We start from the raw sequence: 22,167 nt of genomic DNA, 5'->3' as shown, positions 1-22,167 counted from the left end.
GTGTCACCATGACGGCGTGACCACACACCCGTCAGATCGGCATCTTCGCAAGCTCACCACGCCGCGTGCGGCCGCGGTGGCCGGCGTGCTGTTCGCGCTGCTGTTCGGGACCGCGCTCGCGTTGATCCGGACTGCGCTGCCCGAGGGCGCCGAACACGGATCGCAGTGGATCGCCGGGGCGAGCGGACAGTTGAAGGTGGCCTCGGTGCTGATGCCGTTCGCCGGCATCACGTTCCTCTGGTTCATCGGCGTCATCCGCGACGGGTTCGGCCGGTACGAGGACAAGTTCTTCGCGACCGTGTTCATCGGTAGTGGCCTGCTTTTCCTGGCCATGATGTTCGTGTCCTCGGCGGTGGGCGCCGGGTTGGTTGCCACCAGGGTCGGCTTGCCCGATGTGACGGTGCGCGACGAGCTGGCGGTGTTCGGCCAGGGCATGCTGGAGAGCCTCGCCACCACGTACGGACTGCGGATGGGGGCGGTGTTCATGATCTCGCTGGCCACCATCTGGCTGCGGACCGGGTTGATGCCGCGCTGGCTGGTCATCGTGACTTACCTTGTGGCGCTGAGCCTTCTGGTATCGGGTGGGGTCAGCATGTGGGTGGTGCTGGCTTTCCCGGTGTGGGTTCTGGTGGTCAGCATGCTGCTCCTGGCGCGGGCCGGGGTGATCGACCTGCACCATGACGGCCCGGAGGAGCCGGCCCGCTAGAAGGGCGGGTCGCTGTTGTTTTCGGCGAGTTCGGCTGCGTTGCGGGTGCGTTCGGCTGTGATGCGCTGGGCGCGGTCTTGGGCGCGGGTGCGTTTTCGGACCGGCATCTTGGTGTCGCGGTCGGTGTCGTTAATCAGCCGGATGGCGCGCTTCCGCGGGATGGGGGTCTCGATGTTCCAATGCGGGAACATGATTGCTGCCCCGGGCGCCTTGGTGTAGGTGTGCCCGGTCGGTGCTGACCATTGGATGCGGCCGTCGGGTTTCGCTGCCGGTTCCCAACCACNGTCTCGATGTTCCAATGCGGGAACATGATTGCTGCCCCGGGCGCCTTGGTGTAGGTGTGCCCGGTCGGTGCTGACCATTGGATGCGGCCGTCGGGTTTCGCTGCCGGTTCCCAACCACAGAACGTCTTGATCAAATGGTGCAGACGGCACAGTGGTGCCAGGTTGCCGGGATGGGTGGCCCCGGCGGGCCATGGGGTCAGGTGGTCGAGGTCGCAGCGGTGCGCGGGGCGGTTGCAGCCGGGGAAGCTGCACGTCATGGCGCGCATCCGGACGAACGCGGTCAGTGCGGCCGAGGGCCGGTATTGGCGTTCGGCGGGCAGGTCGGCGATCTCGGAGAGCGGCTTTACTGTGGCGCCGGTGGCGGCGAGGTCGGCCAGCATGTTGGCGGGGATGATGGCGCCGTCGAGCGTGACGCCTGGGCTGGGATTGCAGGCCGCGGGTGGGATGTTGGCCGCGGGCGCGGCGGGTTCGGCGCGGGCCGCAGGTTCGGCGGGCTCGTCGGGTTCGGATTCTGCTGCCGGAGTCTGCTGCTTTTTCTCCGGCGCAGTCTCGGTCTCGGCGGGCGCCGTTTCCGGGGTGGCCGCGGTGCCCGGGCTGGTGTGCCGCGGAGACTCTTCGCCGGCGGAGGGCACCTGGTCGGTCAGCACGTAGATGGTGACTGCGCCCGAGCGTGGATCTTTCCCGCTGCCCGCACAGTTCACGTCCCCGCACTCGCAGGTCAGGCGCTCCAGTGCCGGGCCGACCACACCCAATGCAGCCAGCGCGGCCGCCCGCAGTTCCCCACGCTTACGGGGATCGTTGGGGCAGACGGTGTCGGCCAGGGCATTGAGGCGCTGCTCCAAGATCTTCTTGTCGGTGATGCGCAGCCGCCCCCAAAAGGACGCCACCCCGTTGGGGTCATCCTTGTCGTCGAACTCGACGTAGAGGTCCTTGGCCGCCCGTTTGGAACGCACCACGGCGTCGGGGTCGAACTTCTCCACCCACAGATCCACCGCCCCGATCAGCTGCTTCTCCGAATGCGCCCCGTACTCGCCGGCTTCCCCGGCGATGGCGGTATCGATCAACACGAGCGCATCTGCGTCGACGACGAGGTGGGTGCGCCAGGTGATCGCATCGATCACGGTCGCCGAGATCGCGCCCTTGGCGAACAGGGCGGCGGTGCGGGGCAGCCGGTCGCGCAGGGCCTGGGCGATGCGCATCTGTTTGGACGCCGCATGAGAATTCAGGTTGCAGGCCGCCGCTACCGCGGCCTGCGCCCATGCCCAACCGTCGATGACCTGATGGGCGATGACGTCGTCCTCGTCGTCACATTGGCGGGCGATGACCTCACCGATGAACGCCAGCCGCTGCGCGGCGGCCGTGGCCTCAGTCCGGGTCATGGTCGTGACCGCCGAGATGAGCGCTTCGTCGCTCAACTCCGCGATCGCGGACCGATCCAGGGCTTCGAACATATGTGCGATACTACCGACCTGGTCGGACATGCACGCCAAATCTTTCTGGCCCTGTGGATAACTAATCGACCAGCTTCAACGCCGACGCGGGGCACAGCTTCACGGCCTCGCGGGCATGCTCCAGTTCGCCCTCGGGCACCTCTTCGGTGAGCACCACCACCACGCCGTCGTCATCCTGATCGAACACCGCGTCGGCCACCATCACACAGTTGCCCGCGGTGATGCAGGAGTCGTGATCAGCTTCAACCTTCATCGTCACCACCTCACTGGTAGCGACCGTAGTCCGTAGATGAAGTGGAAGTCCCGGAACTCGACATCTTCGAACGGTTCGGCCAACGCCAGTGTGGGGAAGCGCTTGAACAGCGCCGGAAAGGCGATCCGCATCTCCATCCGGGCCAGTGGCGCACCCAGGCAGTGGTGCACGCCGTGGCCGAACGCGAGGTGCCCGGGGGCGCCCCGACGCACATCGAACTCGTCGGGCCGCTCGACGAACGCGGGGTCGCGGTTGCCCGCGGGCAGTGACGCGAAGACCAACGCGCCCTTGGGTACCACCACACCGGCCATCTCCACGTCGGCGGTGGCGAACCGCGGAATGGCATGGTGCACCACCGACAGCCAGCGCAGCAGTTCCTCCATCGCGGGCCCGATGGCATCCGGGTCATCGCGTACCAGCGCCAGCTGGTCGGGTCTGCGCAGCAGCGCAAGTGTCCCCAGCCCCAGCATGTTCGACGTCGTCTCGTGACCGGCGAGCAGCAGCAGCCCGGCAATGCCGACCAGCTCGTCGTCGGTCAGCGCGTCGCCGTGCTCGCGGACGAGCATGCCGAGGATGTCCTCGCCGGGAGCCTTCCGCGCCCGGTCCACCAGGCTGTGCATGTAGTCGCGGCTCTGCTGTTGCAGCTGCATGCGCTCGGCGATGGGCAGCGACAGGTCGAGCTGGCGGGCCGAGCGGTGCTGAAAGTCATCCCGGTCGTCATAGGGCACGCCGAGCAGCTCGCAGATCACCAATGACGGTACGGGCAAGGCGAATTCGGCCACCAAGTCCGCGGGCGCACCGCCGGCCGCCATGGTATCGAGGTGCTCGTCGACGATCTCGGTGATGCGCGGCTCCAGCCGCTTCATCCGCCGGATGGTGAACTCGGGGGTGAGCAGACGGCGCAACCGCTGATGCTCGGGCGGATCCAGGCCGAGCAAGTTACCGGCGCGCGTCTTGGCCAGTTCCTCCGCAGACATCTCCGGCGCGCCGGGCAGGGTGAAACCCGGTGGGCGCGCGTTGGAGAAGTGCTCGTGATCGGCCAGCACGGACTTGACGTCCTCGTGCCTGGTCACCAGGTACACGGTGTTGCCGAGCGCGCTGACGACGGATTGCACACCGGCTTTCTCGCGGATCGCTCCGAGTTCGGGAACGGGGTCGAAGCCGTTGCGCCGCATGTGGACCGGCGGCAGCGTCTGTGTCATGCGCGAGGCTCCTCGCTGGCTGTCATGATCACACGCTACGCGTCGAACACAAAGTCCTTGATCAGCGCGTTGACGAGGCGCGGATTCTCCAGTGCGGCCAGATGCGCGACGCCATCCAGGACGGCGGTCGCCGCACCCTGAATGGCGTCGGCCATCTCAAGCGTCTCGGCGACGGGGAAGGTGGCGTCCTCGGCACCCGCCACCACGAGGACCGGGGTGCGCACGTCCGAGAGCAGCGCACGTTGGTCCGGCCGCTGGGGCACCACGCTCGTCACCGCCCATGCACTGGAGTCCAGGTCCACCGCGCGTGCCGCATCCCGGACGAATCGCACCACGTCGGGCCGGTCGCGAAAGGTCGTCGGCCCGAGAAAGGCCTTGAGCACCTGGCCCGTCAGCGGTCCGCGTATGCCTCCGAGGAGCTTCGCCGTCCGCAACAGCAACCCGTACTCGACACGCTGGCGCCGCCCGGCCGGCGAGGCGGTGCAGTTCATCAGGACCGCCCGCCCGATCCGGTCCGGGTGCCGCGCGGCGAACGTGCCGCCGATCATCCCGCCCCAGGAATTGCCGACAAAATGGGCCCGCTCGACGCCCAGCCCGTCCAGAACATCCACCACGGTCTGTGCGCACTCATCGAAAGTGAAAGGCCCCGACAGCTTTTCGCTGCCGCCGTGGCCGGGCGGGTCCACCAGGATCACCTGATGCCCGTCCTGGAACTCCGAGGCCTGCCCGGCCCACATATCGCCGGTCATCAGCAGGCTCGGCCAGAACAGGATGGCCTCGCCCGTCCCGGCGGTCTGCACGCGCAGCCGTCCCAGCCGGGTCGTAACCGTCCGTGCGTCCACCGCCCTCACGCTAGCGTTCGGCGTGTAACCCCGGAGCCCAGATGCGCGGACCGATCAGGGTGAACAGTGCCGGGATGATCACGGTGCGCACCAGGAAGGTGTCCAGCAGGATCCCGAGGCCCACGATGATGCCGATCTGCGTCAGCACGATCAGGGGGAGCACACCCAGCACGCAGAACACCGCGGCCAGCACGATGCCGGCACTGGTGATGACGGCACCGGTCGCCGACACGGCGCGCACGATGCCCTGCCGGTTGCCGAATTCCGGTGTCTCCTCCCGCGCCCGGGTCACCAGGAAGATCGTGTAATCCACGCCGAGTGCCACCAGGAACAGGAACGCGAACAGCGGAGTACCGTTGTCCAGGGCCGGGAAACCGAACAGGTGCACGCTGGCCCAGCCACCGATCCCCAACGCGGCCAACGCGCTGAGCACCGTGACCGACACCAGGACCACCGGCGCCAGCGCCGAACGGAGCAGCACGAAAAGCACCACGAGCACCACCGCCAGGATCGCGGGGATGACCACCATGCGGTCGCGCTGTGCGGCCGACGCCGAATCCCGCGCCTTGGCATCGGACCCGCCGACCACAGCCTCGGGACTGACGGAATGCACCGAACTACGCAGCGCATCAACGGTTTCGAACGCCTCATCCGACGCCGGTTCGGCCTGCAGAACCACCGACCATTGGCTCAGCCCGGTGCCCGATTCCCCGGCGGGCCGAGCCGACACCACGCCCGGCACCCCGGTGATCGCCGACGACACCGCGGCCGCATCGGCGGTGGGTGCGATGACGACGGCGGGATCGGTCAGGCCGCTCGGAAAGTGTTCGGCCAGTGTGTCGTACCCGCTGACCGACTCGGCCTGAACCCGGAACTGTTCGGTCTGCGACAAACCGACCGGGGTGCCGACCAGGCCGAAGCACAGCGCGACCAGCACGCCGAGTGCGCCGGTGGCCACCCATCCGGGCCGGCCGGCCACCCAGGAGGCGACCCGGTGCCAGACGCCGCTGTCGGTGAGAGCCTCGTCGCCGACCTGAGGGATGAACGGCCAGAACAGCTTCTTGCCGAACAAACCGAGGAACGGCGGCAACACGAACAGGACGAAGATCGCCGCCACCACCAGGCCCGCCGCGGCCTGCACGCCGAGGCTGCGGTTGGACGGCGCCGTGGCGAACGCCAGGGTGAGCAGCGCCAGCACGACGGTGGCATTGCTGGCCAGGATCGCCGGCCCGGCCGCACGGGTGGCCACCCGCAATGCCTCGCGGTGATCGGCCGAACGTCCCAGCTCCTCGCGGTAGCGCGAAATGAGCAGCAGCGCATAGTTGGTGCCGGCGCCGAACACCAGCACGCTGGTGATACCGCCCGTCGACCCGTCCGGGTTCAGGCCAAGTCCGGAGGCCACCGCGGTGCCCACCACGGAACCGACCCGGTCGGCGAAGGCGATCACCAGCAGGGGCACCAGCCACAGCACCGGGGAGCGGTAGGTGATGATGAGCAGCAGGGCCACCACCGCGGCCGTCACCGCGAGCAGGGTGATATTGGCTCCGGCAAAGGAATTCGCGATGTCGGCGCCGAAGGCCGGGCCGCCGGTCACCTCCGCCTGCAGCCCTTCGGGCAGCCGTTCGGCGGTCTGGGTGCGCAACTCCTGCACCGCATCGTTGAGGGCGAATCCGGACAGGTCGGCCGACAGCGGGGACACCGACACCGCGGCCAGCCCGTCCTGCGACACCTGCGCGCCGGGGCCGGCCGCAGCCACCTCGGCCGGACTCAACGGTCCGCCGTCGGTCCGGGTGAACACGATGATGGCCGGCGCGATATCGCCGCCGGGGAACTCGGCTCGCAGGGCGTCGGCGCGCGCCGATTCGGCACTGGCCGGCACCGCCACCGGCGACTGCGAGGCGGAGTCCGACCCGCCGAGCAGGCCCAGACCGGCGCCGGAGGCCAGGATCACGAGTATGGCGACGAGCCAGGAAACACGACTGGACATGCGATAAATATTTCAGAAACTTAACGATTAATCAAATGAACGATATGCTGTGGTCATGCAGCGAGAAGATCGGGAGCGGCTCATCGCTGCCGATGTGCGAGCCCTGACGGCCGAGTCGGATCAGATCGGCCGTGAATTCGCGAACCGCAATGATGTGTCCGCCAACGATTTTCGCGCTCTGCTGCACGTCATGGTGGCCGACGCCGCGGGTGCCCCGCTGACCGCGGGCGAACTGCGCAAGCTGATGGGGACCTCCGCGGCGGCCATCACGTATCTGGTGGAGCGGATGATCGAGTCCGGGCATCTGCGCCGGGAGGCCCATCCCGGTGACCGGCGGAAGGTGATCCTGCGGTACGACGATCACGGACTCGCGGTCGCCAACGATTTCTTCACCCCGCTGGCCGAGATCAACTCCCAGGCGCTGGCCGACCTGCCCGACGCCGACCTCGATGCCGCGCACCGCGTGTTCACCGCGCTGCTGGCAGGGATGCGCGAGTTCCGGACCGCTACCGACGGTTGAGGGTGGCCTCTTCCAGGTCCAGCCCGCGCAGCACCTCGCGCAGCACCTCATCGTCGATGTTCCCGGCGTCGCGTTCGGCGATGAAGGTATCGCGTTCGGCGGCAAGCATTTCCAGTCGTAGCCGACGGAACACCGAAGCCGGGCTCTCGCCGATCTCGTCCTCGCTGCGGCCCAGCCGCTCCCACGCCGAGTTACGCCGGGCGGTGTTCCACTTGCGCAGCACCTGGGCGGCATCGTCGGTGACCGCCGCGGACTGGCTGACGGTCCCGTCGGCGCGCTGCTGCTCGAGCAGTTGGTCGAGCCTCTCGGCCGCGGCCCGGGCCGCCTTGTCCTGCGCCGCCGCCTGAGCCAGCGCATCGCGCTGCGCGTCGTCGCTGTGGATGCCGAAGCGCCGGATCACCCACGGCAGCGTCAGGCCGTGCAGCAGCAGGGTGCCCACCACCACGACGAAGGTCAGGAACACCAGCTGCGGACGCCCCGGGAACTCCGCACCGGACATCGTCGTCAACGGCACACCGAACGCGGCCGCCAGCGACACCACGCCGCGCATCCCGGCCCACGCGACCACGAAGACCTCCCCGGCCGCCGGCCGCGGGTTGCGCAGGAACGTGGTCGCGTACACCCAGGCGATCCGTACCACGATGACGGTGGCCAGCACCGCCACCGACGAGACCGCGATCGCCGCCGCGGACAGCCCGGACAGCTCCCGCACCACCCCGGGCAGCTGCAGTCCGATCAGCAGGAAGGCGAACGACTCCAGGATGAGCTGCAGCGCCTTCCACACCGCGTCGTCCTGCAGGCGGGTGGCGTACCCGGCGTTCGTCGAGCGTTGGCCGAGCATCAAAGCGGCGACGACGACGGCCAGCACACCGGAGGCGTGTGCCTCCTCGGCCAGCAGATAGATGACGAACGGCGCGACCAGGCCGATGGCGCTCTCCACCAACGGGTCGTCCAGCCGGGAGCGGATGAAGGTGATGGCCGACCCGGACAACACGCCGACAACGACGCCACCCGCTGCGGCCAGGACGAAGGTGCCCAGCCCCGACACCCATCCCGCCGACGCCCCGATCGCCGCGGCCAGCGCGACCTTGTAGGCGGTCAGCGCGGTCGCGTCGTTGAGCAGGCTCTCCCCGCCGAGCAGCGTCATGATGCGCCGCGGCAGGCCGAGCCGGCGGCCCACCGCTGTCGCCGACACCGCGTCCGGTGGGGCCACGATCGCGCCCAGCACCAGCGCCGCGGCCAGCGTGAAATCGGGCACCACGTGATAGGCCACGAACCCGACGACCAGCGTGGTGGCCAGTGGCAGCCCGACCGCCAGCGAGCCGATCGACCGAACGTTGCGGCGCATGTTGACGTAGCTGCTCTCCAGCCCCGCCGACCACAGCAGCGGCGGCAGGATGACGAACAGCACCAGCTCGGGGTCCAGTTCGACCTCGTCGAGCCCGGGGATGGCGCTGGCCACCAGACCGGCGACCACCAGCGCCAGCGGTGCCGAGATGTCGAGTCGACGGCTCACCGCGGCCAGCAGGACCGCGGCCACCAGAACTGCCAGCAGTGTCGCTGCCACGGCATCAACCTATCCTTGATCAACATGCGCAAGAGTTCCCGACGCCGTGCGACGGCACCTCCGGCAGCCCCGAACTCGTGTGAGCATCTTCAGACCGCGGTAGGCATCGTAGATCCGGAGCCGGTGACCCCGGGACGCTGCCAGCAATGCACCGATGACGGGCAGGACGCCTGGGCGCATCTGCGGATGTGCCTGGCCTGCGGACACGTCGGATGCTGCGATTCCAGTCCGCATCAGCACGCCACCGAACACTTCCGGCAGACCGGCCATGCGGTGATGCGTTCGGTGGAGCCCGGCGAGTCCTGGCGATGGTGCTATGTCGACAGCCGGATCGGCTGAGGATCTGGCAGGCTGGGTGAGCGATGACCAGACATGCTGAAGAGACCGCGAGACCTCTGGTGATGCTGCTCGGGTCCGGTGAGGTGAGTCGTGAACTGACGCTGTCCTTTCAGCGTCTCGGCGCGGCCGTCGTCGCCGTCGATCGCTACGCCGACGCACCGGCACACCGGGTCGCGGATCGCAGCGCGGTGGTGCGGATGAACGACCCCGATGCCCTGACCGCCGCGGTCGAGGGGGAGCGCCCCGACTACGTCGTCGTGGAGGCGGGTGTGGTCGCCACCGATGCACTGGGCGCACTGTCCGAACGCATCGAGGTCTTCCCCGCGCCGCGCGCCACCCGGCTGAGCCTGGACCGCGAGGGCCTGCGCCGCCTGGCCGCCGACGAACTCGGCCTGCCCACCGCCCCGTTCTGGTTCGCAGGTTCGGCCAAGGAACTGGCCGCCGTCGCCGAGCACGCCGGATTCCCGCTGGCGGTCACCCCGGTCGCCGGCGCCCCGGGCGAGGGCCGCTCGGTGCTGCTGCGCACCGAGGATGTCGAGCCGGCCTGGAACCGGGCCATCGCGGCGGGCCACCTCACCACGCCCAACCGGGTGATGGCCGAGACGGTGGTCGACGTCGACGACGAGGTCACCCTGCTGACCGTGCGCACCAGCGGCCCGACGGGGCCGGCGGTGCACTTCTGCGAGCCGATCGGGCATCGCGTCGCCCAGGACGGCACGCTGGCGACCTGGCAGCCGCACCGGCTCAGCCCGGCCGCCCTCGATGCTGCCAAGTCGATCGCGGCCCGCATCGTGAACTCACTCGGCGGACGCGGGGTGTTCGCGGTGGAACTGCTGGTGCGCGGCGATGAGGTCTACTTCTCCACGGTCCGTCCGCGGCCCGTCGACAACGCGTTCCTCACCGTGCGGACCCAGCGGCTCTCCGAGTTCGATCTGCATGCCCGGGCGATCCTGGGCCTCACGGTCGACACCATCATGATCTCGCCCGGCGCCGCAGAGATCGGCTACGCCGGCGGCGAGACATCCGTGCCTGCCGAATCCGACATCGTCGGGGTGCTCTCCGAGGCGCTCGCGGTGGCCGAGAGCGATGTGCTGCTGTTCGACCGGCTCGACGAGACCGATGGCAGGCACCGGCTGGGGGCCGCGATCGCCACGGCTCCCGACGTCACGGTGGCCAGGGACCGTGCGCAGCGCACCGCGGTGTCGCTGCGTAGGCTCTGGCAGTCGTGAGCGACGCACCCGACGATCAGGACCGGCCGACCGCGACACCGTTCCTGCTGGCCCTGGTCATCATCGTGGTTGTGATCACCGGGATTTTTGTGGTCAACCGCGGTGACGGTGACGGCGACCCCGAACAGATCGGGCGGGTCGTGGTCGCCCAGAACGATGCGCTCCAGAGGCAGGACTACGCGGCTTTCCTGGCGAGCACCTGCGCCGAACAGCACGGCACCGAGGACGAGGTGCTCACCCGGCAACGGGATTCAGCGGCCCAGCGTGGGGAGCGGTACGTCGACGGCGCGAGCAACGTCGAGGTCGATGGTGACAAGGCCACCGCCACCGTCAGGTATCACTTCGGCGAGAACGAGGAGACCGAGGCCACCGTGGACATGTCCTTCGTGCGTGAGGACGGCAGCTGGAAGGTGTGCTCGGTTGGACCGGCCTAGCCGTTACGGTATTGGGGTGTCATCATCCGAGAGTCCGGGCTACGCCGGAGACATCACGCCAGAGCAGGCATGGGAGCTGCTGTCCGCCAATCCCGAAGCCGTGCTCGTCGATTGTCGTACCGAAGCCGAATGGCGTTTCGTGGGAGTGCCCGACCTGAGCTCGCTGCGCCGCGATGTCGTCTACGTGGAGTGGACCAAGACCGACGGCTCCCACAATGACAACTTCGTCGATGATCTCGGCAAGGCCGGTATCGCCCCCGGGCAGCGCGCGGTGGTGTTCCTGTGCAGGTCCGGCAACCGATCCATCGGTTCGGCCATCACCGCCACCGAGGCGGGAATCGGACCGTCCTACAACGTGCTCGACGGGTTCGAGGGCAACCTCGACGCCGACGGCCACCGCGGCGCGACCGGGTGGAAAGCGGTCGGCCTGCCCTGGACGCAGTCATGACCAGCCCCGATGAGCAGGTGCCGTCGGTCCGGATTCCCGCACCGCTGCCCGACGGCGTCAGCCAGGCCACCATCGGGGTGCGCGGCGGCCTGCTGCGGTCCGGTTTCGAGGAGACCGCCGAGGCGCTGTATCTGACCTCGGGCTACGTGTACTCCTCGGCCGGTGATGCGGAGAAGGCGTTCACCGGCGAGATCGACCGGTACGTCTACTCCCGGTACGGCAACCCGACCATCTCGATGTTCGAGGAGCGCCTGCGCCTCATCGAGGATGCGCCCGCCGCATTCGCCACCGCCACCGGTATGGCCGCGGTGTTCACCTCGCTGGGCGCGCTGCTGGGTGCCGGTGACCGGCTGGTCGCCGCCCGCAGCCTGTTCGGTTCGTGTTTCGTGGTGTGTAACGAGATTTTGCCGCGTTGGGGTGTGGAGACGGTCTTCGTCGACGGCGACGACCTGTCGCAGTGGGAAGAGGCGCTCAGCAAGCCCACCCAGGCGGTGTTCTTCGAGACCCCGTCCAACCCGATGCAGTCACTGGTCGATATCGCGGCGGTGTCCGAACTGGCGCACGCGGCAGGCGCAAAAGTGGTGCTGGACAATGTCTTCGCCACGCCGTTGCTGCAGCAGGGTATCCCGCTCGGAGCTGACGTGGTGGTCTACTCCGGCACCAAACACATCGACGGCCAGGGCCGCGTGCTGGGCGGGGCGATCCTCGGCGACAAGGAGTACATCGACGGACCGGTGCAGAAGCTGATGCGCCACACCGGTCCGGCGATCAGTGCCTTCAACGCCTGGACCTTGCTCAAAGGTCTTGAGACGCTTGCGGTCCGGGTGGACTACTCGAACCGCTCGGCGCACCGGGTCGCCGAGTTCCTGGAGCAGCAGGCCGGGGTGAACTGGGTGAAATACCCGTTCCTGGAATCACATCCGCAGTTCGACCTGGCGAAGCGGCAGATGCGCGGCGGCGGGACGGTCGTCACTTTCGAGCTCGATGGCGGCAAGGACCGCGCCTTCGAGGTGCTCGACAAGCTGAACATCATCGACATCTCCAACAACCTCGGTGACGCCAAATCGTTGATCACCCACCCGGCCACCACCACCCACCGGGCGATGGGCCCGGAGGGTCGCGCGGCGATCGGACTGGGCGACGGCGTGGTGCGGATCTCGGTCGGCCTGGAAGGCACCGAGGACCTGCTCGCCGATCTGGACCAGGCGCTGAGCTGAGCTGTGTCCAAGCGTGGAGATGCCAAGAAGGCCCGCCGTAAGAAGCGGCAGGGGGCCGCTCGGGTTCCTGCGGTGATCATGGACCAACTGGCGGCCATCCCGGACGGGATCGTCGCCGATCTGGCCGAGTTCGACGAGCGGATCACCGCCCGGGACTGGACCTTCGACGAGGAACAGTCCGATGACGATTACGCGGTGTGGTTCTTCGAACCGTCCGGTGCGGAGGTCGACGACGGTCTGCCGGTGACCTCGCTGTGGCTGGATGCCGCCGAGGACGGTGCGATCGTGCGGGTGGTGCTGGTCGGCACCACCACCCAGCACCCGTTCACCCATACCCAGCTGTTCGAGCACCTGGCAGCCATCGAGACGTACCGGAACGGTGACCCGGTCCCGGAGTTCGGCTAGGGTCTCTCACCCATGACCCTCGTCGCGGGAATCGACTCCTCCACGCAGTCCTGCAAGGTGCTGGTCTGCGACGCCGAGACCGGTCAGATTCTGCGCGAGGGCCGCGACCGCCATCCCGGCGGCACCGAGATCGACCCTGCCGCATGGGAATCCGCCGCCGACACGGCGATCGCGTCGGCCGGTGGGCTGCAGGACGTGGCAGCGGTGTCGGTCGGCGCCCAGCAGCACGGCATGGTGTGCCTGGACGCCGACGGGCAGGTGGTGCGAAACGCGCTGCTGTGGAACGACACCAGATCGGCGGGCGCGGCGGCCGACCTGGTGTCCGAACTGGGCGCGGCAGCCTGGGCCGAGCGGGTCGGGGTGGTCCCGCTGGCCGCGATCACGGTGGCGAAGCTGCGCTGGCTGGCCGACAACGAACCGGCCAACGCTGACCGCACCGGCACCGTCTGCCTGCCCCATGACTGGCTGAGCTGGCGACTGCGCGGTGAGAGCGATCCGGCCTCGGTGTTCACCGACCGCAGCGATGCCAGCGGCACCGGATACTTCGACGCCGCCCGCGATGCCTACGACACCGATCTGCTGGAACTGGCGCTGCGCGGCCGAGCACCCGCATTGCCTTTGGTGCTGGCGCCGGGGGACGCCGTTGCGGCGGGAGACGCCGTGTTCGGCGCGGGGCTGGGCGACAATGCCGCCGCCGCACTGGGTCTGGGTGCCGTCGAGGGTGATGTCATCGTGTCCATCGGCACCTCGGGGGTGGTTTCGGCCATCGCCGGGGCCCCGGCCCGCGACACCGGCGGCTTCGTCGCCGGGTTCGCCGACGGCACCGGCCGTCACCTGCCGCTGGTGTGCACCCTCAACGGGGCGCCGGTGCTCGACGCCGCGGCCGCCCTGCTGCGCGTCGATCACGACGAGCTGTCCCGGCTGGCGCTGTCGGCGCCGGCGGGCAGCGAGGGGCTGGTCATGGTGCCCTACCTGGAGGGGGAGCGGACCCCGAACCGGCCCGCTGCCACCGGGGCGATCCACGGGGTGCGGGTGGGCAATGCCACCGCCGCGAATCTGGCGCGGGCCGCGGTCGAGGGCCTGCTGTGCGCACTGGCCGACGGCCTCGATCACCTCACGTCGCTCGGTGTGCCCGCTCGGCGGATCCTGCTGGTCGGTGGCGGCGCCAAGTCGGCGGCGTTGCGCGAGATCGCCCCGACCGTGTTCGGTGTGCCGGTGTACGTCCCGGAAGCCGCCGAGTATGTGGCGCTCGGCGCGGCACGTCAGGCCGCGTGGGCGCTGACGGGCACACTGCCGGAATGGGATTCGGCGCCCGCACGACGTTACGAGGCGGCCGCCGTGCCCGCGGTGCGGCGCCGCTACGCCGATGTCCGCGATCTCACCGAGGGCTGTCGTGAGTGACCTGACGTTGCGGCAGCTGCGCTACTTCGCCGTCCTCGGTGAGGAGCTGAACTACCGTCGCGCGGCCGAGCGCCTGTTCATCACCCAGCCGGCGCTGTCCACCGCGATCAAACAGCTCGAACAGGCCTTCGGCGTGGTGCTGTTCAACCGCAACACCCGCGAGGTCGCGCTCACCGATCTCGGTGCGGCGTGGTTGCCGCAGGTGCAGCAGGCGCTCTCCGGGATCGACGCGGTGGTGGCCAATCTGGTCACCCTGTCGGGCACCCGGCAGGGCCGGCTGCGGCTGGGTTACCTCATCGGCACCGGTGCCGATCTGCTGTTCCGCGTCGTGCGGCATTTCGAGGCCGCCTACCCGGATGTCAGCGTCGAACCCATCGAGTTCGATTTCGCCGACCCCACCGCCGGCCTGGCCGCCGGCACCACCGAGGTCGCCCTGATCCGCCCGCCGGTCGACCTGCCCGAGCACCGCATGCTGGTGCTGGACTCGGAATCCTGGGTGGCCTGCCTGCCCCGGGACCATGCGCTGGCGGGCCGCCACGAGGTCGAGATCGCCGAACTGCTCGACGACCCGATCGTCTGCGCGCCGCTGACCGCCGGACCGTGGCGGGACTACTGGATGGCGATGGACGCCCGCGGTAACCGGCCACCGACCATCGCGGCGGTCGCGGCCACCTACGAGGCCGAGACCACCTGCATCGCCCGCGGCCTGGGCATCAGCTTCACCACCTCGTCGGTGGCCCGGTTCTATGACCGGCCCGGGATCGTCTACGTCCCGATCGTCGATCGCCCGCCCAGCCATGTCGCGCTGGCCTGGCATCCCGGCACGCTGAGCCCCCAGGCGGATGCCCTGATCAGGCATGTCCAGCAGAATTGGGGATTCGACGACGGCGACGAAACTCCGCTCGACCAGCACTGATAAATATTGGTTATCAGAAGATCAAAAGATGGAACTTCCGGTGACCGCCCGGTGGCGATTGTCTGTCATCAGACATCTCACCCCTGCTCCGACCTGGAGATCCCATGACCGACACCCCGGTACGACCCACTGATACATCGGCGTCCGCATTGAATGCCGAAGATTCCAAGCTCGCCGAGCTGGGCTACACCCAGAAGTTGGACCGCTCGGTCGGCACGCTGGCCTCCTTCGCCATCGGCTTCGCAACCATCAGCGCCACCACCGCGGTGTTCACCGGCTTCGGTGCCGGTTACTTCACCGCGGGCGCCCCGTTCGTGTGGACGCTGCTGCTCGCCGGCGCGGTGTTCGCGCTGTGGACCTTCATCGCGGCGGACCTGACCGCGAAGCTGCCGCTGGCCGGCTATTCCTACCAGTGGATCAGCCGGATCAACGGGCCGAATCTGGCCTGGTTCACCGGTTTCATCGCCCTGATGGGGTGGGTGTGCGGGATGACCGGTGTCGGCTTCATCCTGTCCGGCTACCTGGGCGGGCTGTTCGGCTGGACCATGACGCAGACGACGCAGATCCTGCTGGCCATCGCCGTGGTGTTCGTCTGCGTGCTGATCAACATCTACGGTGTCCGGTTCGCGACCATGGTCAACAACATCGGCGTCAGCCTGGAACTCGTCATCACCGTCGGCGCCACCGCGCTCATCGCCATCATCGCGTTCTCCGCGCCCGAGAACCACCAACCGATCTCGGTGCTGTTCACCGGCGGAGAAGCGGGCGACAAGGACTCCTACATGCTGGCCTGGCTGGCCGCCGCGCTCGGTCCGTTCTTCGGGCTCATCGGGGTCGAGTCCGGCGCCGACGTCGCCGAGGAGACCAAGGACGCCCGCCGGGTCGTGCCCAAGACGATGTTCTACGCCCTGGTCACCTCGATCGTGATCGAGCTGCTGATGTACATCGTCTACGTACTCGCCATCAAGGATCCGGCTGCGGTGGAGGCGAACTCGGGCGCACCGATCGAGGAGATCATCACTCAGCAGGCCGGCCCCGTCGTCACCAAGATCATCGTCGCCATCGCGCTGACGAACATCCTGGCCTGCCTGCTGGCCAACATCCTGGTCGCCACCCGGCTGACCTACTCGATGGCTCGCGACAACATGCTGCCGTTCTCCCATGTGTGGCGCCATGTTTCGCCCACCCGCAAGACACCGACCTACTCGATCATCGGCCTGGGCTGCCTGTCGACCCTGCTGCTGCTCTCGGCGATCGTCAACGAGAAGGCGTTCAACTACATCATCGGCATCGCGTCGCTGCTGTTCTTCTTCGTCTACATCCTGCAGACCATCGGGCTGCTGGTCGGCTACCGCAAGGGCACCATCCCGGCCGCTGACCCCGGCACCTTCGACCTGGGCCGGTTCCGGCTGCCGATCTACATCACCGCGCTGGTCGTATTCCTCAGCGTCGCCGTGACACTGCTGTTCCTGCCGCAGTTCACCAACAACAAATGGGTGTTCCTCGGTGTCGTGGTGATCGCCGCGATCTGGTGGGCCACCGGCCTGAAGGCCCGCCTCGCCCGGGGTGAAGCCGGCGTGGCATACGCCAAATCCCACAACGTCTAATAGCCACAACGTCTAATTCGCAAAAGGAAATTCACATGACCGCAACAGATATCGGCACCTCCAACCTCGTCGCCGTCGAGCCCGGCGCCGCCATCCGCGAGGCCACCCCGCAAGGTTCGGTGATCCAGTACAGCGACTACGAACTGGACACCTCCAGCCCGTTCGCCGGTGGCGTCGCCTGGATCGAGGGCGAGTACATGCCGGCCGAAGAGGCCAAGATCTCGATCTTCGACACCGGGTTCGGGCACTCCGACCTGACCTACACGGTGGCGCACGTCTGGCACGGCAACATCTTCCGGCTGGGCGATCACCTGGACCGGCTGCTCGACGGTTCGCGCAAGCTGCGCCTCGACGCCGGCATGAGCAAGGACGAGCTCGCCGAGATCACCAAGAAGTGCGTCTCGCTGTCACAGCTGCGGGAGTCTTTCGTCAACCTCACCGTGACCCGCGGCTACGGAAAGCGCAAGGGCGAGAAGGACCTCTCCAAGCTGACCCACCAGGTGTACATCTACGCCATTCCCTACCTGTGGGCCTTCCCGCCCGCCGAGCAGATCTTCGGCACCACCGCCATCGTGCCGCGCCACGTCCGCCGCGCCGGGCGCAACACCGTGGATCCCACCATCAAGAACTACCAGTGGGGTGATCTGACCGCGGCCAGCTTCGAGGCCAAGGACCGTGGCGCCCGTACCGCGATCCTGCTGGACTCCGACAACTGCGTCGCCGAGGGCCCCGGGTTCAACGTGTGCATCGTCAAGGACGGCAAGCTGGCATCCCCGTCGCGAAATGCGTTGCCCGGCATCACCCGCAAGACGGTGTTCGAGCTGGCCGACCAGATGGGCATCGAGGCCACCCTGCGCGACGTCACCAGCCATGAGCTCTACGACGCCGACGAATTGATGGCGGTCACCACCGCCGGCGGTGTCACCCCGATCAACAGCCTCGACGGTGAGGCGATCGGCAACGGTGAGCCCGGCCCGATGACGGTCGCGATCCGGGACCGGTTCTGGGCGTTGATGGATGAGCCGTCGCCGCTGATCGAAGCGATCGAGTACTGAGCCCGGAAGCGGTCATCGACCTGTCGGCGATCGCCCACAACGTCGCTGTGCTGCAGGATCGCTCCGGCGCCGGGGTGATCGCCGTGGTCAAGGCCGACGGCTACGGCCACGGCGCGGTGGAGGTGGCCCGCGCCGCGCTGGCGGCAGGAGCCGTCGAGCTCGGGGTGGCCACCGTCGGCGAGGCACTGGCGCTGCGGGCCGGCGGCATCACCGCCCCGGTGATCGCCTGGCTGCACACGCCGTCAACGGATTTTGCCGCGGCCATCGCTGCCGGGATCGAAGTGGTGGTCGCGGCCCCATATCAGTGGGAACGCGTTCTTGCTGCCGCACGACAGCTGGGACGGCAGGCCACCGTCGGCGTCAAGATCGACACCGGTCTGGGGCGTAACGGCTTCACGCTCGCCGATTGGCAGGAGGTCCGTCCCCGCTTGGCCGATGACGCCGTGAGGCTGCGCACGGTGATGTGTCATCTCGCCTTCGGCGACGAGCCGGGCCACCCGCTCAATGCCGCGCAGGCCGCCGGCCTGGATGACTGCGTCGCCGATCTGCGCCGTCTCGGCCTGCGTCCGGACCGGGTGCATATCGCGAATTCTGCGGCGGCACTGACGGATCGGGGGCTGAGCCGGGATTTCGTGCGTACCGGTATCGCGCTCTACGGGCGCAGCCCGGTCCCACAACTCGGTGATTTCGGGCTGGTACCGGCGATGACCTTCACCGCGGAGGTGGCGATGATCAAGAAGATCGCCACCGGCCAGGGTATTTCGTACAACCATCGCTGGGTTGCCCGCCAGGACACCACCGTTGCGGTGCTGGCCTGTGGGTACGCCGACGGGGTGCCCCGCGCGCTCAGTGACGGGCTGCCGGTCCAGATCAACGGACGGCGCTTCGCGGGCGTCGGGCGGATCTGCATGGACCAGCTCGTGGTGGACCTCGGCCACGACGGCGGTGGCGTGACCGAGGGAGATCATGCGGTGCTGTTCGGCGGCGACGGTGCCAGCGCCCAGGACTGGGCGCAGGCCACCGGCACCATCGACTACGAGATCCTCACCGGGATCGGCGGGCGGACCCGCCGCCGCTACTTGCCGTCGGACTCGATGACACCCTGCGCGGCCCGCGCGCGGTCCTCGTAGCTCTTGCGCTTGGCGGTATCGACCTCGAGGAACACCCGGTCCAGGCCGAGCGCCTTGTTCATGGCGCGGCGGCCCTTGGGCGGCAGCATCTGGGCGGCCTGCGCGGTGAACCGCAGCGGCGGCGGCACCGACACGTGGGTCTTGGGCTTGTCGAGCGTCTTGACGATCGCGGCGGCGATCTCTTCCGGCTCGACGGGCTTGATCGCACCGCCGGACTTGGTGCCGGAGATCAACTCGGTGTTGGTGAACGGCGGCATGATCACCGAGACGTTGACGCCGTGCGGCGCCATCTCGTCGGCGAGCGCGGTGGTCAGCCCGACCACCGCATACTTGGCGCCGACATAGACCACCTGGCCGGGCAGCGGGATCAGCCCGGACAGCGAGGCGATGTTGATGATGTGGCCGCTGCGGCGGCGAACCATGTCCGGCAGTGCGAGCTGGCAGCCGGTGAGCACGCCGTAGACGTTGACCTCCAGCGAGGACCGGACCGACTGCTCGGTCTCCTCCAGGAACGGGCCCACCGGCATCACGCCCGCGTTGTTGATCAGCACGTCGATGTGGCCGCCACCGTCGGTGCGGGCCTTGTCCAGGAACGTTTCGAAGGACTGCCGGTCGGTGACGTCGAGGGGGTAGCCGGAGACCTGCCCGAGCTTGGTGAGGTCCACCACGGCGGATTCCTGCAGTGCGACGTCACGGTCGCCGATGACGACCCGGGCCCCACGTGCCAGCAGGGCCTTGGCGGTGGCATAACCGATACCGCGGGCAGCTCCGGTGATCGCGATGGTCTTGCCGCTGATGTTGTCCATGGCGGCGAACTTTACACGTGTCAAGTTTTTTGCGAAAGTGGCCTCAGGGAGTGAGCCACAGGTCGACACCCTCGGTGCCGAACAGGCGCAGCAGGGTGCTCCACATCTGATCGCCGACGGCCCCCTTGACGTGGCGGTATGACGTCATGACGAACCGGAATCCGCCGTCCTCGGGGGTGCCGAAGCCGCCGCGCAGACAGTCGGCCAGCGCGTCCAGGTTCGACCCGAAATAGCCGCCGTCACCGTTGACCGCGCGACCGATCTCGGCGTAGAAGTCCGGCGGCGATGAGATCCGTGCGCCGTCGATCCGGTAGGTCTTCATGCGACTCCGATCTGGCAGAAGGATTCGTAGTGATCGTCGGTGTAGTAGAAGTCCGGCGGGTCGCCGCCGGCGACGATGCGACGCGTCCCGCGGTGATGCAGTCCCGGTGTCGGCACGGTGTACTCGCGGTAGTAGCCCCGCTCGTGCTCGGGCAGGCGGCCCTCGTAGTTGCCGAAGGTCGTCCCGTCATTGCGGGGATGCGGAAAGGGTCCGCCGGCCTCGATGAGGTCCACGGTGGCCGCGACCTCCGGGGGCAGGCGGACCAAGGAACATTCGTCCGCCGGTGTGCAGCCGGCGATCAGCCCACACAACAGTGCGGTCGCCATCGCCATGCGCATGAGTCAAGACGCTAGCAACCTGCGCCTATTTTCGATCATGCTGAGCTGATACCCCCGCCCGGAATGCGGGACGGCTGGGCACGTTAGACATTCACGTGATGGTAGGAGCATTGGTGGAATCTCTGAGCTTCGTCGCCGTGGGCCAGACCGACCCGCTGGCGGAGCCGCTGCTCGCCGAACTGACCATCGAATACTCGCAGCGCTACGGCGGTACCGCAGCCGGCGTGGCGGCCTGGCTGCGCGGTCATCCGGCCGAGGAGTTCGCCGCACCACACGGTGCACTGCTGATCGGGTTGCTCGGCGACGAGCCCGTCACCGGCGGCGCGTTCCAGCGCTTCGACGCCGACACCGCCGAACTCAAACGGATCTGGACCCACAGCGGGTACCGGCAGCGTGGCTACGCCAAGGCACTGCTGGTGGCGCTGGAGGCAGTGATCGCCGAACGCGGCTACCGGCGCATCTACCTGACCACCGGGGATCGCCAGCCCGAGGCGGAGGCGCTCTACGAATCGGCCGGCTACACCCGCCTGGCCGAACCGCTGCCCGCCGAGGGCGACATCTACCCGATCGCATTCGAGAAGGTACTGACATGAGCGTTCCACTTTCCGTGCTGGACCTCGCCCCGCTCAGCGCGGGCAGTGACGCCCCTACGGCGTTGCGCAACACCGTGGACCTCGCCCAGCACGCCGAGCAGTGGGGCTACCGCCGCTACTGGGTGGCCGAACATCACTATGTCGCGGTGGCCAGTGCGTCACCGGCGGTGCTGATCGGTCAGATCGCCTCCGCCACCAAGACCATTCATGTCGGCGCGGCCGCGGTGCAGCTCGGCCACACCACCGCCATCGCGGTGGTGGAGAGCTTCGCGACCCTGGATGCCTTTCACCCGGGACGCATCGACCTCGGGGTGGGCCGTTCGGGGCAGCGCCGCACCGAGGCGATCCGGGAGACGCCGCGCGAGCCGAGGCCGCCACGGGAGTGGCACGAGGTCGACGGTGTCGTGGTGCCCGCCCCGTTCGACCTGTCGGCACTGATGCGCAACCCGCGGCTGAAGGCGACGATGACGACGCTGCAGCAACCCGACGCCGTCGCACCGGATTTCGGTGATCAGGTCGCCGATATCCTGGACCTGCTCAACGGCACGTACCGGGTGGACGGATTCGAGGCACACGCCACTCCCGGCGAGGGCACCGCCTTGCGGCCGTGGGTGTTCGGCAGCAGCAGGGGGCAGAGCGCACGAGTCGCCGGTGCGCAAGGATTACCGTTCGTCGCCGCCTATCACATCGCACCGGCCACCGCGCTGGAAGCGATCGAGGCCTACCGCAACGCCTTTCAGCCCTCGGAGGCGTTGGCCGAACCCTACGTGGTGGTGTCGGCGGACGTGCTCGCCGCCGATGACCACGCGACCGCGCAGCATCTGGCCGCAAGTTTCGGGCACTGGGTGCATTCGATCCGGGCCGGCGGCGGCGCCGCGCCGTATCCCGATCCGGACGGCGTGTCACCACTGAGCGATGAGCAGCGTGCGCTCGTGAAAGACCGCATCGCAACGCAATTCGTGGGCGACGCCGACGAGGTGGCGCAGCGGCTGGCGGACCTGCAGCGGGTCACCGACGCCGACGAACTGGTCATCACGTCGGTGGCGTACCGGCACGAGGATCGGTTGCGCTCCCATGAGCTGGTCGCCAAGGCCTGGACGGCCTCGTAGTCTGAG

General features: G+C 68.3%; 24 protein-coding genes. 15 read left to right on the top strand and 9 right to left on the bottom strand.

Going from position 1 to position 22,167, the window contains the following annotated elements:
• Positions 1-16: 16 nt before the first annotated feature.
• Entirely contained in the window at positions 17-706 is a 690-nt protein-coding gene (locus ASE48_RS27095; protein ID WP_057170262.1) for a hypothetical protein, read from the top strand.
• A 284-nt stretch (positions 707-990) separates the two neighbouring features.
• Here the strand turns inward: ASE48_RS27095 and ASE48_RS27085 are convergent.
• The 5 genes from ASE48_RS27085 to ASE48_RS27065 all read right to left on the bottom strand — a co-directional run.
• Positions 991-2,369: HNH endonuclease signature motif containing protein (locus tag ASE48_RS27085; RefSeq protein ID WP_235571673.1), on the bottom strand; the 1,379-nt coding region annotated here is incomplete at its 3' end.
• Between the two features lie 133 nt (positions 2,370-2,502).
• The gene (locus ASE48_RS27080; protein WP_057170259.1) at positions 2,503-2,694 is read right to left on the bottom strand and encodes a ferredoxin; all 192 of its coding nucleotides are present in this window, start codon (positions 2,692-2,694) and stop codon (positions 2,503-2,505) included.
• Between the two features lie 2 nt (positions 2,695-2,696).
• Positions 2,697-3,896 (bottom strand): cytochrome P450, encoded by a 1,200-nt coding sequence (locus ASE48_RS27075; protein WP_057170258.1) that lies wholly within the window; start codon positions 3,894-3,896, stop codon positions 2,697-2,699.
• Between the two features lie 35 nt (positions 3,897-3,931).
• Positions 3,932-4,747, bottom strand: coding sequence for an alpha/beta fold hydrolase (locus ASE48_RS27070; RefSeq protein ID WP_442928769.1), 816 nt, complete (start codon positions 4,745-4,747; stop codon positions 3,932-3,934).
• Between the two features lies 1 nt (position 4,748).
• Complete coding sequence (locus ASE48_RS27065; protein ID WP_057170256.1) at positions 4,749-6,725, bottom strand: MMPL family transporter; 1,977 nt, start codon at positions 6,723-6,725, stop codon at positions 4,749-4,751.
• Between the two features lie 55 nt (positions 6,726-6,780).
• On the opposite strand from ASE48_RS27065, the gene ASE48_RS27060 reads away from it, so the two are divergent.
• Positions 6,781-7,245 carry a MarR family winged helix-turn-helix transcriptional regulator gene (locus tag ASE48_RS27060; RefSeq protein ID WP_057170697.1) on the top strand — a complete coding sequence of 155 codons (465 nt, stop codon included), beginning with the start codon at positions 6,781-6,783 and terminating at the stop codon, positions 7,243-7,245.
• Here ASE48_RS27060 and ASE48_RS27055 read toward each other — a convergent pair.
• A complete protein-coding gene (locus tag ASE48_RS27055) occupies positions 7,232-8,812 on the bottom strand; it encodes a Na+/H+ antiporter (RefSeq protein ID WP_057170255.1) in 1,581 nt (526 codons plus the stop codon). The genes ASE48_RS27060 and ASE48_RS27055 overlap by 14 nt on opposite strands.
• Positions 8,813-8,836: 24 nt before the next feature.
• Between ASE48_RS27055 and ASE48_RS27050 the strand changes: the two genes are divergently transcribed.
• From ASE48_RS27050 to alr, 11 genes are all read left to right on the top strand, one after another.
• Entirely contained in the window at positions 8,837-9,151 is a 315-nt protein-coding gene (locus ASE48_RS27050; RefSeq protein ID WP_057170254.1) for a UBP-type zinc finger domain-containing protein, read from the top strand.
• Positions 9,152-9,174: 23 nt separating this feature from the next.
• Positions 9,175-10,380 carry a formate-dependent phosphoribosylglycinamide formyltransferase gene (gene purT, locus ASE48_RS27045; RefSeq protein WP_057170253.1) on the top strand — a complete coding sequence of 402 codons (1,206 nt, stop codon included), beginning with the start codon at positions 9,175-9,177 and terminating at the stop codon, positions 10,378-10,380.
• The gene (locus ASE48_RS27040) at positions 10,377-10,814 is read left to right on the top strand and encodes an Rv0361 family membrane protein (RefSeq protein ID WP_156409394.1); all 438 of its coding nucleotides are present in this window, start codon (positions 10,377-10,379) and stop codon (positions 10,812-10,814) included. The genes purT and ASE48_RS27040 overlap by 4 nt, the downstream gene beginning before the upstream one ends.
• A gap of 16 nt (positions 10,815-10,830) precedes the next feature.
• Positions 10,831-11,262, top strand: a complete 432-nt coding sequence (locus ASE48_RS27035; protein ID WP_057170251.1) for a rhodanese-like domain-containing protein — start codon at positions 10,831-10,833, stop codon at positions 11,260-11,262.
• Positions 11,259-12,479, top strand: a complete 1,221-nt coding sequence (locus ASE48_RS27030) for an O-succinylhomoserine sulfhydrylase (RefSeq protein WP_057170250.1) — start codon at positions 11,259-11,261, stop codon at positions 12,477-12,479. The genes ASE48_RS27035 and ASE48_RS27030 overlap by 4 nt, the downstream gene beginning before the upstream one ends.
• 3 nt (positions 12,480-12,482) lie before the next feature.
• Positions 12,483-12,884 carry a hypothetical protein gene (locus ASE48_RS27025; protein WP_057170249.1) on the top strand — a complete coding sequence of 134 codons (402 nt, stop codon included), beginning with the start codon at positions 12,483-12,485 and terminating at the stop codon, positions 12,882-12,884.
• A 12-nt stretch (positions 12,885-12,896) separates the two neighbouring features.
• Positions 12,897-14,285 (top strand): xylulokinase, encoded by a 1,389-nt coding sequence (gene xylB / locus ASE48_RS27020; protein ID WP_057170248.1) that lies wholly within the window; start codon positions 12,897-12,899, stop codon positions 14,283-14,285.
• Positions 14,278-15,201: a LysR family transcriptional regulator gene (locus tag ASE48_RS27015; protein ID WP_235571565.1), complete on the top strand. Its 924-nt coding sequence runs from the start codon at positions 14,278-14,280 to the stop codon at positions 15,199-15,201. The genes xylB and ASE48_RS27015 overlap by 8 nt, the downstream gene beginning before the upstream one ends.
• Before the next feature lie 104 nt (positions 15,202-15,305).
• A complete protein-coding gene (locus ASE48_RS27010) occupies positions 15,306-16,808 on the top strand; it encodes an APC family permease (protein WP_057170247.1) in 1,503 nt (500 codons plus the stop codon).
• 35 nt (positions 16,809-16,843) lie between these two features.
• The gene (locus tag ASE48_RS27005) at positions 16,844-17,863 is read left to right on the top strand and encodes an aminotransferase class IV (protein ID WP_057170246.1); all 1,020 of its coding nucleotides are present in this window, start codon (positions 16,844-16,846) and stop codon (positions 17,861-17,863) included.
• Between the two features lie 47 nt (positions 17,864-17,910).
• Positions 17,911-18,993: an alanine racemase gene (gene alr / locus ASE48_RS27000; RefSeq protein WP_235571562.1), complete on the top strand. Its 1,083-nt coding sequence runs from the start codon at positions 17,911-17,913 to the stop codon at positions 18,991-18,993.
• Here the strand turns inward: alr and ASE48_RS26995 are convergent.
• Genes ASE48_RS26995 through ASE48_RS26985 form a run of 3 tightly spaced genes read right to left on the bottom strand, consistent with a single transcriptional unit; the run spans position 18,939 to position 20,447 of the window.
• Complete coding sequence (locus ASE48_RS26995) at positions 18,939-19,799, bottom strand: SDR family oxidoreductase (protein WP_057170244.1); 861 nt, start codon at positions 19,797-19,799, stop codon at positions 18,939-18,941. The genes alr and ASE48_RS26995 overlap by 55 nt on opposite strands.
• Positions 19,800-19,842: 43 nt before the next feature.
• A complete protein-coding gene (locus ASE48_RS26990; RefSeq protein WP_057170243.1) occupies positions 19,843-20,121 on the bottom strand; it encodes a barstar family protein in 279 nt (92 codons plus the stop codon).
• Positions 20,118-20,447 (bottom strand): ribonuclease domain-containing protein, encoded by a 330-nt coding sequence (locus tag ASE48_RS26985; RefSeq protein WP_442928780.1) that lies wholly within the window; start codon positions 20,445-20,447, stop codon positions 20,118-20,120. The genes ASE48_RS26990 and ASE48_RS26985 overlap by 4 nt, the downstream gene beginning before the upstream one ends.
• Before the next feature lie 110 nt (positions 20,448-20,557).
• Here ASE48_RS26985 and ASE48_RS26980 point away from each other — a divergent pair, with 110 nt between their 5' ends.
• The gene (locus ASE48_RS26980; protein ID WP_156409393.1) at positions 20,558-21,052 is read left to right on the top strand and encodes a GNAT family N-acetyltransferase; all 495 of its coding nucleotides are present in this window, start codon (positions 20,558-20,560) and stop codon (positions 21,050-21,052) included.
• On the top strand, positions 21,049-22,161 hold the full coding sequence (locus ASE48_RS26975; protein WP_057170241.1) for an LLM class flavin-dependent oxidoreductase: 1,113 nt from the start codon (positions 21,049-21,051) through the stop codon (positions 22,159-22,161). The genes ASE48_RS26980 and ASE48_RS26975 overlap by 4 nt, the downstream gene beginning before the upstream one ends.
• The last annotated feature ends 6 nt before the right edge of the window (positions 22,162-22,167 follow it).

The organism is Mycobacterium sp. Root265 (assembly GCF_001428895.1).
Lineage (GTDB): Bacteria > Actinomycetota > Actinomycetes > Mycobacteriales > Mycobacteriaceae > Mycobacterium.
This window is presented reverse-complemented; position numbering and strand designations above follow the sequence as displayed.